The 13,444-nt window shown below is 69.4% G+C and carries 10 protein-coding genes and 1 pseudogene; 3 read left to right on the top strand and 8 right to left on the bottom strand.

Annotation, left to right across the window (positions count from 1 at the left end):
* Positions 1-194, top strand: a pseudogene (locus JWR86_RS17445) (hypothetical protein); the annotation flags it as partial.
* On the opposite strand, the gene JWR86_RS17440 reads toward JWR86_RS17445, so the two are convergent.
* The 5 genes from JWR86_RS17440 to JWR86_RS17420 all read right to left on the bottom strand — a co-directional run bounded on the left by JWR86_RS17440 (position 143) and on the right by JWR86_RS17420 (position 6,717).
* Positions 143-1,996, bottom strand: coding sequence for a glycoside hydrolase family 15 protein (locus JWR86_RS17440; protein WP_299567793.1), 1,854 nt, complete (start codon positions 1,994-1,996; stop codon positions 143-145). The pseudogene JWR86_RS17445 and the gene JWR86_RS17440 overlap by 52 nt on opposite strands.
* A 94-nt stretch (positions 1,997-2,090) precedes the next feature.
* Entirely contained in the window at positions 2,091-2,948 is an 858-nt protein-coding gene (locus JWR86_RS17435; RefSeq protein ID WP_299567791.1) for an FkbM family methyltransferase, read from the bottom strand.
* Between the two features lie 16 nt (positions 2,949-2,964).
* The gene (locus JWR86_RS17430) at positions 2,965-4,248 is read right to left on the bottom strand and encodes an O-acetylhomoserine aminocarboxypropyltransferase (protein ID WP_299567789.1); all 1,284 of its coding nucleotides are present in this window, start codon (positions 4,246-4,248) and stop codon (positions 2,965-2,967) included.
* Positions 4,249-4,364: 116 nt separating this feature from the next.
* On the bottom strand, positions 4,365-5,624 hold the full coding sequence (locus JWR86_RS17425; protein ID WP_299567786.1) for a multidrug effflux MFS transporter: 1,260 nt from the start codon (positions 5,622-5,624) through the stop codon (positions 4,365-4,367).
* Between the two features lie 76 nt (positions 5,625-5,700).
* On the bottom strand, positions 5,701-6,717 hold the full coding sequence (locus tag JWR86_RS17420; protein WP_299567784.1) for a glycosyltransferase family 2 protein: 1,017 nt from the start codon (positions 6,715-6,717) through the stop codon (positions 5,701-5,703).
* Positions 6,718-6,915: 198 nt separating this feature from the next.
* Here JWR86_RS17420 and JWR86_RS17415 point away from each other — a divergent pair, with 198 nt between their 5' ends.
* The gene (locus tag JWR86_RS17415) at positions 6,916-8,421 is read left to right on the top strand and encodes a Do family serine endopeptidase (protein ID WP_299567782.1); all 1,506 of its coding nucleotides are present in this window, start codon (positions 6,916-6,918) and stop codon (positions 8,419-8,421) included.
* Positions 8,422-8,478: 57 nt separating this feature from the next.
* On the opposite strand, the gene JWR86_RS17410 is transcribed toward JWR86_RS17415, so the two are convergent.
* The 3 genes from JWR86_RS17410 to JWR86_RS17400 all read right to left on the bottom strand — a co-directional run bounded on the left by JWR86_RS17410 (position 8,479) and on the right by JWR86_RS17400 (position 11,755).
* Positions 8,479-9,780 (bottom strand): hemolysin family protein, encoded by a 1,302-nt coding sequence (locus JWR86_RS17410; protein ID WP_299567799.1) that lies wholly within the window; start codon positions 9,778-9,780, stop codon positions 8,479-8,481.
* Between the two features lie 162 nt (positions 9,781-9,942).
* Entirely contained in the window at positions 9,943-11,352 is a 1,410-nt protein-coding gene (gene glnA / locus JWR86_RS17405) for a type I glutamate--ammonia ligase (RefSeq protein ID WP_299567780.1), read from the bottom strand.
* Positions 11,353-11,416: 64 nt separating this feature from the next.
* A complete protein-coding gene (locus JWR86_RS17400) occupies positions 11,417-11,755 on the bottom strand; it encodes a P-II family nitrogen regulator (RefSeq protein ID WP_299567797.1) in 339 nt (112 codons plus the stop codon).
* Between the two features lie 179 nt (positions 11,756-11,934).
* Between JWR86_RS17400 and JWR86_RS17395 the strand changes: the two genes are divergently transcribed.
* Positions 11,935-13,422: an NAD(P)H-hydrate dehydratase gene (locus tag JWR86_RS17395; RefSeq protein WP_299567795.1), complete on the top strand. Its 1,488-nt coding sequence runs from the start codon at positions 11,935-11,937 to the stop codon at positions 13,420-13,422.
* Positions 13,423-13,444: the final 22 nt, after the last annotated feature.

Here is a 13,444-nt window from a genome sequence, read left to right as displayed (position 1 = left end):
TGACCATGGCCCAGATGGCGCTCGGCATCGTGACGTTGCTCCTTGTCGTGCCGCTCTGGGCAGGGCTCGCCCACCAGCTCCTCGCGATGGCTCTCCTGGTTGCCGCCACTCTGCACCTGCGGCTCGGCGGAACCGAGCCCGCTCAGCGGGGCGCGTCGGCCCCGGTCTCGGACGGCAGGATCCCGCCGGGCTGACCTGTCCGGGCGGCCGCAAGCCGGTGCGCGCTGTTCACCAGGGCGACGTGTGAGAAGGCCTGCGGCGTGTTGCCGAGCTGCTGCCCGGCGGCCGGATCGTATTCCTCGGCCAGGATGCCGAGATCGTTTCTGAGCCGCAGCAGCCGCTCGAACAGGGCTTCGGCGTCGTGGACGCGCTGGATGCTGACCAGCGCGTCCACGAGCCAGAAGCTGCAGGCCAGAAAGGCACCTTCCGGATCGGGCAGGCCGTCGCGCGCCTGGGCCGGATGGTAGCGGCGCACCAGCCCGTCCACGACGAGGTCGTGCTCGATCGCCTCGATGGTGGATCGGATGCGAGGATCCTCGGCCGGCAGGAAGCCGAGCTTCGGCAGGAGCAGCAGGGACGCGTCGAGCTGCGGCTCGCCATAGGCCTGGACAAAGGCCCCGGCGGCCGGGTCGAAGCCGTGCCGGCACACATGGGCGTGGATCTCGTCCCTGATGAGGCGCCACCTGTCGACCGGCGCGTCGTCGAGGCCGAAATGTTCGGCGCTGCGGATGCAGCGATCGAACGCCACCCAGGCCATGATCTTGGAGAAGGTGAAGTGCCGGCGCGGGCCGCGCACCTCCCAGATTCCCTCATCCGGCTCCCGCCAGCGCGATTCCAGCGAGGCGAGCATGCCCTTCTGCATGGCCCAGGCCTGCTCCGTCTCCGGAATGCCGCCCAGCCGGGCCTCGTGCAGAAGGTTCATCACCTCGCCGTAGACGTCGAGCTGCACCTGATCGTGCGCGCCGTTGCCGATCCGCACCGGCCGGGACTTGGCGAAGCCAGGCAGCCAGTCGACCTCCCATTCGACCAGCCGTCTCTCGCCGCCGAGGCCGTACATGATCTGCATCCGGTCGGGCGCGCCCGCGACCGCCCGCACCAGCCAGTTCCGCCAAGCCTCGGCCTCTTCCATGTGGCCGGAGCTCATGAGAGCGAACAAGGTCATGGCGCTGTCGCGCAGCCAGCAGAATCGGTAATCCCAGTTGCGCGAGCCGCCGATCCATTCCGGCAGGGATGTCGTGGCCGCGGCCACGATGCCGCCGGTGGGCGCGTAGGTGAGAGCCTTGAGGAGCACGAGCGAGCGCTGCACGGCTTCGCGCCAATGTGCGGGCATCTCGGCCCCGCCGCTCTCCGGCGGCGCCCGGTAACGCCCGGCCCAGTCCCGCCAGAACGCCTCGGTCTCGCGCAGGGCCAGTTCGGGGTCGATCGGGGTCGGCACAGGCTGGTGCGACGGGCCATAGGTCAGAACGAACGGAACCCGCTGGCCCGCTTCGACCACGAAGTCGGCCGCCGTGTGCAGGTTCTCCCCGTGTGTCTCCGCCCCGCAGCGCAAGAAGACCATGTCGGGACCGGATATGGCCCTGAGCGACCCGTCCTCCGTGCGGCTCACCCATGGGACGTCGCGGCCGTAGCCGAAGCGCAGCACGATTTCCATCCGCAGCGCGACGGAACCGCTCTCGCCGACGACCAGCCGAACCAGATCCGAATTGCTGCCCCGCGGCGGCATGAAGTCCACGAGCGTCACGGCCCCGGTCGCGGTTTCGAACCGCGTCTCGAGGATCAGGGTATTCGGCCGATACCGGCGCGAGATGCGGGCCGCGCCGTCCTTCGGGCCGATCTTCCAGCGGCCATGTTCGGGGCTGCCCAGGAGGGCCGCGAAACAGGCCGGGGAGTCGAAGCGCGGCCAACACAGCCAGTCGACCGAGCCGTCGCGCCCAACCAGCGCGGCGGTCTCGCAATCGCCGATCATCCCGTAGTCTTCGATTCGTGGCTCGGACATATCCGCTCCGCTCGCCGGCCGGCCGGCGCGTAGGAAGCGCGCACAACGGCCTGTCGTTCCGGGGCCGGTCCGATTCTGATCGCAGCCGGTGCTTTCAGCGTCCGCGCAGGCGGGACCAGACTCGCTGCAGGCGCGTGGTCGGGGCGGGCAGGCGGCCCCCGTCCCGGACCAGGAGCTCGCGGCCCGGCCCGGCCAGGACCAGGTCGTCGTTGCCGCCGTGCCTGGCGAGATGCTCAAGCAAAAAGGCCATCTCTCCCATAGCTCGCAGGTCGATGAGCCGGCCGTCGCGCCAGACATAGGCGCGCTCAAACCGGGCCAGGAGCCAGTCCAGCACCTGGCGCGGGTTCCGGTTAAAGGACGCGATCAGGCAGACCGAGTTGAATTCGAGAAACACCGCCGGACGGAACCGGTCCAGCGTCGCCGTCGCGCCGGCGAGGACCTCCTGCTCGAAACCCTCGACGTCAATCTTGATCAGGTCGACGCGGGTCAGTCCGTGTTCGGCGACAAGATCGTCCACCGTCGCGAGGCGCTGCTCGACGGACGGAACCGCCGCCATGCCGGCCCCCGTGACGACGTGCCCATAGGCCGAGTTCTCGAAGAAGGAGACGTGGCCGGCCCTGTCCCCGGCCGCGCATGCGCACACGGTGGCGATCCCGACGCCATGCCGCGCGAGGTTGTCGCGCAGCGCGGTGCAATTCCGGGGCGAGGCTTCGACCGCCAGGATGCGGCCACCCGGGATGTACCGGGCGGCCGTCAGCGTCGTGAGCCCGATATTGGCCCCGACATCGATCATCACGCCGTCCCGGGGGAGATTCTCCCGGCAGAAGGTGCCGAACCCTGCCATGGCCGCCCCGCGCCCGTACCGTGCGAGGAACGGGTCCCCGGCAGGGGCCGAGATCAGCAGCCGCCGACCGTCGACCCGGATACGGCGACGGTCGAGCGGCTGGTCCACCGGCTGCGCGCGCCGCTCAGCCCGCCGCGAGGGCGGCGTCGAGGTCGGCGACGAGATCGGCCGCGTCCTCGAGCCCGATCGACAGGCGGACCACGTCCGGCCCGGCGCCGGCCGTCATCTGTTGCTGCTCGGTGAGCTGCCGGTGCGTGGTGGAGGCCGGGTGGATCACGAGCGAGCGGGTGTCGCCGATATTGGCCAGGTGGGAGAACAGCTTGAGGTTCGACACCAGCGCCACGCCCGCTTCGTAGCCGCCCTTCACGCCGAAGGTGAACACGGCGCCGGCCCCTTGCGGGCAATAGCGCTGGGCGAGGGCGTGGTAGCGGTCCTGTTCCAGGCCCGGATAGCTGACCCAGGACACGCGGTCGTGGGCGGCGAGGTGGCGGGCCACCTTGAGCGTGGTGTCGGACTGGCGCTGCATGCGCAACGGCAGCGTCTCGATCCCCTGGAGGATCAGGAAGGCGTTGAAGGGCGACAGCGCCGGCCCGAGGTCGCGCAGGCCCAGCACCCGGCAGGCGATCGCGAAGGCGAAATTGCCGAAGGTCTCGGCCAGGACCATGCCGCCATATTCCGGGCGCGGCTTGGACAGCATCGGGTAGCGGTCGTCGCCGGTCCAGTTGAAGCTGCCGCCGTCGACCACGATGCCGGCAATGGAATTGCCGTGGCCGCCCAGGAACTTGGTCGCCGAATGCACGACAATGTCGGCGCCGTGCTCGAAGGGCCGGATCAGGTAGGGCGAGGCCATCGTGTTGTCGACGATGAGCGGGATCCGGTGCTTTTTGGCGATGGCGCCGAGCGCCGCGATGTCAACGATGACGCCACCCGGATTGGCGATGGATTCGACGAAGATCGCCTTGGTCCGCTCGGTGATCGCGGCCTCGAAGGAGCTCGGATCGTCTGCGTCGGCCCAGACCACGGACCAGCCGAAGTTCTTGTAGGAGTGATTGAACTGGTTGATCGAGCCGCCATAGAGCTTGTTGCCGGCGATGAACTCGTCACCTGGCTGCATCAGCGTGTGCATGCAGAGAAACTGGGCCGCGTGGCCCGAGGCGACGGCGAGAGCCGCCGTGCCGCCTTCGAGGGCCGCGACCCGCTCCTCGAGCACGGCGCAGGTCGGGTTGCCGATGCGGGTGTAGATGTTGCCGAAAGCCTGCAGCCCGAAAAGAGAGGCGGCGTGGTCCACATCGTCGAAGACGAAGGAGGTGGTCTGGTAGATCGGCGTCGCCCGCGCGCCCGTGGCCGCGTCCGGGGCTGCGCCGGCATGGACGGCCAGCGTATTGAAACCGGGCACCTGTTCAGCCATCTGACGCTCCTCCGTTCGACTTATAGAACGAACCTGACTGTCTATCGGTTGGCGCAGCCGGCCCGGTCAAGCCTGCGGCTGTACGGCAGAACTGGGCCGGGCGCGAGGCCGCGGCATCAGGTCGGAGGGCGGTGGGGCCCGCCGAAGAGGCGGCCGCGTTCGGTCCAGGCCACCACCCCTGCCGCCAGCACGGCGAGGATCAGGTACCCGAGCGCGATCGGCAGCACCGTGCCGTCGAAGGCGCCCCCGATGAGGAGTCCGCACAGGGCGCCCGCAATCGTGGTGTAGAGGCCGATCAGCGACGAGGCCGTTCCGGCGATCTTGCCCATGGGTTCGAGCGCCAGAGCGTTCATGTTCGGGAAGGCGAGCCCGAGCAGGAATTGCGATGCCGCGAGCAGGCCCGCGAACAGCCACAGCGGAGGGCGCCCGCCCGTGGCCAGGGCAGCCGCGACCTGGACCAGGCTGACCGCCACCAGAGCCAACATGCTGGCATGCGAGATGCGCCGCATGCCAAAGCGCGACACCGCCTTCGCGTTGGCCAGGGCTGCGACTCCCATGGAGCCGGCGAGGCCGGCAAAGGCGAGCGGGAACAGCGGCCCGAGGTCAAACGTGTCCGTGAAAATCTGCTGCGCCGAACCGACCATGGACATGACGCAGCCAAATAGCAGGCCGACCGCGGTGGCGTAGCCCATGGTGATCCGGCAAGTCAGCGTCGTCCGGAAGCCGCCGGCGATCCGGGCCACCGAGAACGGCATCCGGTTCTCCTCGGCCAGCGTTTCTGGCATGCGCAGCCAGAACCAGGCCGCGAGCGCCACTCCGAGGAGCAGCATGGCGCCGAACATGCCGTGCCAGTCGCCGAGCAACAGCAGCAGACTGCCGATCGCCGGGGCGAAGACCGGCACCATGATGAACACGGTCATGTTCAGGGACATCACCCGGGCCATGTCGCGTCCGGCGAAGCGGTCGCGCACGATGGCGGTCGAGAGGACCCGGCCCGAGGCCGCGCCGGTGCCCTGGACGAAGCGGGCCACAAGCAGCGAGGTCAGGTCATGGGCAAACATCGCCATGGCGCAGCCGATCAGGAACACGGCCGCGCCGGCCAGATAAGCCGGTCGCCTCCCGACCACGTCCGAGGCGGGCCCGAACAGGAGCTGCGCCGCACCGAACCCCAGCATGTAGACATAGACCACCAGCTGGAGCTGGTTCGGGTCCTGAATCGCGAAGCTCTCACCGATGGCCGGGAAGGCCGGCAGGACGGCGTCCACCGCGAAGGCCGTGACGCCCATCATCAGGGCGACCAGGATCACGAATTCGGTGAAGCCCGGCTCCGGCCGCCGCCGCGCGGCCGCCATCCCGGGCGGGAGATCGGCGTGCATGCGGCGGTCTGGACCGGCGGCGGCCTCGGCGCAAGCCGCGGGGCCGTACCGGGCCGCCCAGCCTTGCCCGGGAGGTTCAGCCCGCGCCGAGACGCGCGGGTGCCGCCGGGCCGCGCAACAGCGGGCGGACCACGTCCTCCCTGTCGTCGAACCCGACGCTGCGGCCAACCAGGTAGAGCGGCCGGTTCTTCACCTCGGCGTGAATGCGCCCGACATAGAGCCCGACCACTCCGGTCATCAGGAGGTTGACCCCCGACAGGAGGGACAGGAGCACCACGGTGGAAGCCCAGCCGGCCACATAGGTGGCATTGTGCACGGCCTGCCAAAGAACGCCGGCGCCGTAGGCCAGCGAACAAACCGACACGATGCTGCCGAGCCAGAGGGCGAGCCGCAGAGGTGCGTCCGAGAAGCTGACGATTCCATCCAGCGCGAGCCGGACCATCTTGGACCAGCCGTAGCTCGTCCGCCCGGCCGCCCGTGCCTCGCGACGGTAGGGCACGGCGACGTGGCGAAAGCCCATCCAGCCGAACATGCCGCGCACGAAGCGGTCGCGTTCGGGCATGGCCCGGAACGCCTCGACGGCCTTGCGGTCCACCAGGCGGAAATCCCCGACATGGGCCGGGATGTCGACCGGCGTGAGAAGCCGGAGGGCCCGGTAGAACAGCCCCGCGGTCCAGAGCTTGAGGCGCGTCTCGCCCACCCGGCTGACCCGTTGCGCGCAAACGATGTCGTAGCCCTCGCGCCATTTCGCCACGAGCTCGAGCACCACCTCGGGCGGGTCCTGGAGGTCGGCATCCATGATGATCACGGCTTCGCCGCGCGCCACGTCGAGCCCGGCCGTGATGGCGATCTGGTGGCCGAAGTTCCGCGACAGGGCGAGGTAGCGGTAGCGGGAGTCGTCACGGGCGCGCGCCGCCGCCACGATGGAGCCCGTGTCGCGGCTGCCATCGTCGACGATGATCACCTCGGCCGGTGCGTCGAGGCTGTCCAGAAGCGTGTCGAGCCGGCGCAAGAGCACCGGCAACACCGCCTCCTCATTGAAGATCGGCACGACCAAGCTGTAGCGCGGCGCATCGGCAACGGAAGTCGGCATCGGTCGTCTCGGCCTCGGGGGAGAGTGCCGAGACAGGGTTAACGGGCCGTTGTGGCCGCCCATCCGCCCCGACGGGGCCCGACCTGACCAATCGTTAATTCAGGGGCCAGGACCCCTTCACGCCGGACCTGCACATTGGGCATCGGACCGGTGCGGCGCCACGAGCCCCGCCGGTGGTCCCAAATGGAGCTGCCACAAATGTCGAACCCCGTACCGTCGCGCTCAAGCCCGCTGCGCCGCAAGGCGCTCGCCTCCGTCGCCGCCGCCGCGCTGGTCGCGTCTGGCGTGGTCGGCGGAACCCTGCTCGAGGGCCAGAGCGCCTACGCCCAAGCGCCGATCACCGTCTCGCCGCAGGCCCAGGCCCCGGCTTCCTTCGCCGATGTGGTCGATACGGTGAAGCCTGCTGTCGTGTCCGTGAAGGTGGCGGTCGAGAGCGCATCCGACGCGGGCGACGAGTCGGACCGCATGGAGCGTATGCCGCCGCAGCTCCGGGAGCTGTTCCGTGAACATGGCGGCCGTGAACGCGGCGAGCGGCAGGCGCCCCGGCGCCGCGGCCAGTCGCAGGGCTCCGGCTTCTTCGTCTCCGCCGATGGCTATGTGGTGACCAACAACCACGTGGTCGAGCGTGGCCAGACCGTGCAGGTCACGACCGATGACGGCCGCACGCTCGATGCCAAGGTGATCGGCACTGACCCGAAGAGCGACCTCGCGCTCTTGAAGGTCGAGCAGGCGGGCACCTACCCGTTCGTCAAGCTGGCCCAGACGCCGCCGCGCGTCGGCGACTGGGTGGTCGCCATCGGCAATCCGTTCGGACTCGGCGGCACCGTCACGTCCGGCATCGTGTCGGCCCGCGGGCGCGACATCGGGGCTGGCCCGTATGACGACTTCCTGCAGATCGACGCCCCCATCAACCGGGGCAATTCCGGCGGCCCGACCTTCAACCTGAAGGGCGAGGTCGTGGGCGTGAACACGGCCATTGCCTCGCCGTCCGGCGGCTCGGTCGGGCTCGCCTTCGCGATCCCGTCCGCCACGGTGCAGTCCGTCGTGACGCAGCTCAGGGAGACCGGCACGGTCAGCCGCGGCTTCCTGGGCGTGCAGATCCAGCCGCTGACCAAGGATCTCGCGGACGGCCTCGGGATTGCCCGCGACAAGGGCGCGCTCGTGAACTCGGTGCAGCCCGACACGCCGGCCGCCAAGGCGGGCCTGCGGGCGGGCGACGTGCTGGTGTCGGTGAACGGCGAGCCGGTCGCGGATGCCCGCGACCTGACCCGCCGCATCGCCGGCCTCCGGCCGGGCAGCAAGGTCGAGGTGGCCTACCTCCGCGATGGCGGTGAGCGGACCGCCTCGGTCGAACTCGCCTCCTTGCCCAACCGCGTTGCCGGACGGGAGGAGCGCGACGACCGCCGAGGCGCCGAGCGCAGCTCCGTGCGGCTCGGGCTGGAACTCGCGCCCGCCTCCCGCGTCGGAGCCGGCCAGGAGGGGGTTGCCGTGGTGAGCGTCGATCCCGATGGGCCGGCCGCCGGCAAGGGCATCCGCGAGGGCGACGTGATCCTCGAGATCGGCGGCAAGCCGGTCTCGACGCCCTCCGACGTCGCGGACGGGATCAAGAGCGCCCGCGACGACGGCCGCAAGGCGGTGCTGATGCGGGTGAAGGGTGCGGATAGCACGCGCTTCGTGGCGATCGCGCTGCCCAAGGCCGGCTGATCGGCCCTCGGGCTGGAACGGGGCGGGCAGCGATGCCCGCCCTTTTTTGTGCGCCGCTCAGCTCGCCTCGTAGCTCGGGGCGGGCTGAAGGCGGCTCGCCAGAACCTTGTCGACCCGTCGGCCGTCGAGGTCGATCACCTCGAACCGCCAGCCTTGGGTCACGACGTGCTCGCCGGTCGCGGGCAGGTGCTGGAGCAGGTCGAGAATGAAGCCGGCCACGGTTTCGTAGCTGCGGTTGTCGGGCGCCCGGAGGCCCAGGAGGTCGGCCATCTCGTCGAACGGCATGGCCCCGGCCAGCAGCCAGGAGCCGTCTTCTCGGCGCACGCTGTCCGGATCCTCGACCTCCGTGCCCGACCGGAACACGCCGACGATCGCGTCGAGGGCATCCGCCGGGGTGACGATCCCTTCGAAATGTCCGTACTCGTCGTGGACGATCGCCATGGGCACCTCGGCGTCCCGCAGCACCTTGAGCACGTCGAGCGCGTCCAGCGTATCCGGCACGATCGGGGCGGGCCTGAGCCGGCCCGCCACGTCGAGCGGCTTGCCGGCCACCATGGTGGCCAGCAGGTCTCTCACATGGATCACGCCCCGGATGTCGTCCGGGTCGCCCTTCATCACAGGCAGACGTGAGTGCTGCGTCTGGAGCAGCGCGTCTCGGATGGTGGCCGGGTCGTCGTCGAGGTCGATCCAATCGACCTCCGTCCGCGGCGTCAGCAGCCCCCGCACCGTGCGGTCGCCGAGGCGCAGCACGCCGGAGATCATGTGCCGCTCGTCGCTCTCGATGACCCCGGCGCTCTCGGCCTCGGCCACCAGCGTCCTGATCTCATCTTCCGTGACCTGGTTGTCCGTGCCGGTGCTCTTGCCGAACATCCGGAACACCATCCTGGTCGAGGCGTCGAGGAGCCACACCACCGGGGCCGCAAGCTGGGACAGGAGCCGCATGGAGGGCGCCATGAGACAGGCGATGCCCTCGGCGTTCCGCAGCGCCAAATGTTTCGGCACGAGCTCGCCCACCACGACGGACAGGTAGGTGATGACGGCGATCACGAGGGTGTAGCCGAGCGGCCCGGCCAGCCGCTCTGGCACGCCCTGCTGCTCCAGGAGGCCGGCCAGCCTCTCGCCGAGGGCGGCGCCCGAGAAGGCACCGGCCAGAATCCCGACCAGCGTGATGCCGATCTGGACCGTGGACAGGAATCGCCCCGGGTCTTCGGCCAGGCTCAGCGCCGCCTTCGCCCCGCGGCGATGCGCGTTGGCGAGAGCCTTGAGGCGGCTTTTCCGGGCCGAAACCACGGCCAGTTCGGAGAGGGCGAAAACGCCGTTTAGGACGATCAGCGCAACGGCGACGACGAGTTCCAGCACGCCTTCACGAGGCTGCACGGTGCGGTGCCAGCCTCCCTTCCTGTGTCGGGCGGGGCATGGTTGCCGTCCGGGCCCCGCCTGTTCCGGACGAACGCTCTCATATCACGAAACGGAAAGGCCGCAGCCTCTCGGCTGCGGCCTTTCCTCAGGCGTCCTGCAACCTCAGCAGGAATAGTACATCGTGAACTCGACCGGGTGCGGGGTCATCTCGAACCGCATCACCTCGGTCATCTTCAGCTCGATGAAGCTGTCGATGAAGTCGTCGGAGAACACGTCGCCGGCCTTCAGGAAGGCGCGGTCGCGGTCCAGGTTCTCGAGGGCTTCGCGCAGCGAGCCGCACACCGTCGGGATCTCCTTCAGCTCCCGCGGCGGGAGGTCGTAGAGGTCCTTGTCCATGGCCGGGCCCGGATCGATCTTGTTCTTGATGCCGTCGAGCCCGGCCATCAGCATCGCCGAGAAGGCGAGGTAGGGATTGGCGGTCGGGTCAGGGAACCGCACCTCGACGCGCTTCGCCTTGGGGTTCTGCGTCCACGGGATACGGCAGGACGCAGAGCGGTTGCGGGCCGAATAGGCGAGCAGCACCGGGGCTTCATAGCCCGGCACCAGCCGCTTGTAGGAGTTCGTCGAGGGGTTGGTGAAGGCGTTCAGGGCCTTGGCGTGCTTGATGATGCCGCCGATGTACCAGAGGCATTCCTGGCTGAGATCGGCATACTTGTCGCCGGCGAAGACCGGCTTGCCGTTTTTCCAGATCGACTGGTGCACGTGCATGCCCGAGCCGTTGTCGCCGAACACCGGCTTCGGCATGAAGGTGGCCGTCTTGCCGTAGCTCTGCGCGACATTGTGGATGCAGTATTTGTAGATCTGCATCTGGTCGGCGATGGTCACGAGCGTGTCATACTTCATGCCGAGCTCGTGCTGGGCCGAGGCGACCTCGTGATGGTGCTTCTCCACGGCGACGCCCATGGACTGCATGGAGGCCAGCATCTCGCCGCGCATGTCCTGCGCGGAATCGAGCGGCGGCACCGGGAAGTAGCCGCCCTTGATCGGGATGCGGTGGCCCATGTTGCCACCTTCGTAGTCGGTGTCGCCGTTGGTCGGCAGCTCGACGTTGTCCAGCTTGAACCCGGTGTTGTACGGGTCCGCCATGAACTTCACGTCGTCGAAGATGAAGAACTCGGCCTCGGGGCCGAAATAGGTCGTGTCACCCACCCCGACCGACTTCATGTAGGCTTCGGCCTTCTTGGCGATGCCACGCGGGTCGCGATCGTAGGGCTCCCCGGTCACCGGCTCGAGCACGTCGCAGACGATGCTCATCGTGGCCGCGGAGAAGAAGGGATCCATCTGCGCCGTGGTCGGGTCCGGCATCAGGATCATGTCGGACTCGTTGATCGCCTTCCAGCCGGCGATCGACGAGCCGTCGAACATGGTGCCCTCGGCGAAGATCTCTTCGTCGATCAGGGCGATGTCGAAGGTGACGTGCTGCCATTTGCCGCGCGGATCGGTGAAGCGCAGATCGACGTATTTCACGTCGTTGTCCTTGATCGCGCTCAGGACTTCCTTGGCAGTCTTCATCTCGCGTGCGTCCTCTGTCGTCGCAGCTGGGAAATTCGGCCGGGTGCGGCCGGAAGGCGTAGTGTCAGATGGCGTCGGAGCCGGTCTCGCCCGTGCGGATGCGGATCGCCTCCTCCACGGTCGATACAAAAATCTTGCCATCTCCGATCCGGCCCGTCTGGGCGGCCTTACGGATGGCGTCGACCGCCCTGTCGACGAGTTCGTCGGCCAGCACGATCTCGAGCTTCACCTTGGGCAGGAAGTCGACCACGTATTCGGCGCCGCGATAGAGCTCGGTGTGGCCCTTCTGGCGGCCAAACCCCTTCGCCTCGACGACGGTGATCCCCTGAAGCCCAACCTCCTGGAGCGCCTCTTTCACCTCGTCCAGCTTGAACGGCTTGATGATCGCTTCGATCTTCTTCATCGCGAGGGTGGCCAGGTGGGTTTGTTCGGCGGGCCGCAGCCTTACCATCGGCCCCGCCCCCCGGCCACGGCCATTTCGCGACGCAATGGGCAGCGACTGCCAAAAAAGCAGGCAGATGCCTGAGGTCGAGGCAGTGTGGAATTCGAGAGAGGCCGGCTGACGTGGCAGACACGACCGATATGCTGCTCACAGCGGCAGAGATGCGCCTTGCCGAGGCGGCTGCCGTGGCCGCGGGCGGCTCCTACGCGGCCCTGATGGAGCAAGCCGGGCGGGCGGTGGCGGCTCGCGCCCTCACCATGAGCGAAGCCGACGCGCGCGTTCTTGTTCTCTGCGGGCCGGGCAACAACGGCGGCGACGGCTTCGTTGCCGCGCGTCACCTGGCGCTTGCCGGCCGGCGGGTCGAGGTGGTCCTGGCCGGATCCCTGACGGGGTTGCGGGGGGAGGCCGCCGCGGCGGCTGCGACCTGGTCGGGTGGGTGCGTGCCTCCGGCTGCCGCCAACCTCGATACCACCGCCCTGGTGGTCGACGCCCTCTTCGGGACCGGGCTCGGACGCGACCTGGACCGCGAGGTCGCGGCGCTCGTCGCGCGCGTCGCGGAGGCCCAGGTTCCCGTTCTGTCGGTCGATCTGCCGTCGGGGATCGAATCCGACACCGGCGCCGTGCGGGGCTCCGCCATCGTGGCGACCGTCACACTGGCGCTGGGCGCGCTGAAGCCCGCCCACCTTCTGTTCCCGGGCCGGGCCCATGCGGGGGCCGTCGAGCTGGCCGAGATCGGCATCCCGGCCGAGACGCTCGCACAGGCCGGCGGCGGGCTCGTCGCCAATGGACCGGGTCTCTGGCACCGGCTCCTGCCGCGCCCGGGCCTCGGGGGGCACAAATACGATCGCGGCCACGCCCTGGTGCTCTCGGGCGGCCCCGCGCAGACCGGGGCGGCCCGGCTCGCTGCCCGGGGCGCCCTCCGGGCCGGGGCGGGGCTCGTTTCCCTGGTCACCTCGGCCCGGGCGCTCTCCGTGAACGCGGCCCAGCTCACCGCGATCATGCTCAAGGTCGCCGACGATCCGGACGAATTCTCGGACCTGCTGACCGACGATCGCTTCAACAGCATCGTCCTCGGTCCCGCGCTCGGCGTCGGGGAAGCGACCCGCGCCTGGGTCGCGGCCGCCCTCGAGGCGGACCGGGCCACGGTGTTGGACGCGGACGCGCTGACCAGTTTCGCAGGCGCGGCCGAGAGCTTGCGCACGCTCGTCTCGGCCGACCGCGTCGCGCCCGTGGTCGTCACCCCGCATCAGGGCGAGTTCGAGCGCCTGTTCGCCGACACGGGGGAGGGCGCGGCGCTCCGCTCGGCCCCCTCCAAGGTGGAGCGGGCCCGGCGGGCGGCCGCCTGTCTCGGGGCCGTGGTCGTGCTGAAGGGCGCCGACACGGTGATCGCGGCCCCGGACGGACGGGCCGCCGTGAATGGCAACGGCTCGCCGCACCTCGCCACCGCTGGCAGCGGAGACGTGCTTGCCGGCATGGTCGCGGGCCTTCTCGCGCAGGGCATGCCGGGATTCGAGGCCGCGGCGGCCGCGGTCTGGATGCATGCCGACGCGGCGACCCGGTTCGGCCGCGGGCTGATCGCGGAGGACCTGCCCGAGATGCTGCCCGCCGTCTGGCGGGGCCTCGATTAGAGGTTCACGTCACCTCGAACCA

The organism is Enterovirga sp. (assembly GCF_028290205.1).
GTDB lineage: Bacteria > Pseudomonadota > Alphaproteobacteria > Rhizobiales > Beijerinckiaceae > Enterovirga.
The sequence above is the reverse complement of the archived record's forward strand: the minus strand, read 5'-3'. Positions and strand labels throughout refer to the sequence as shown.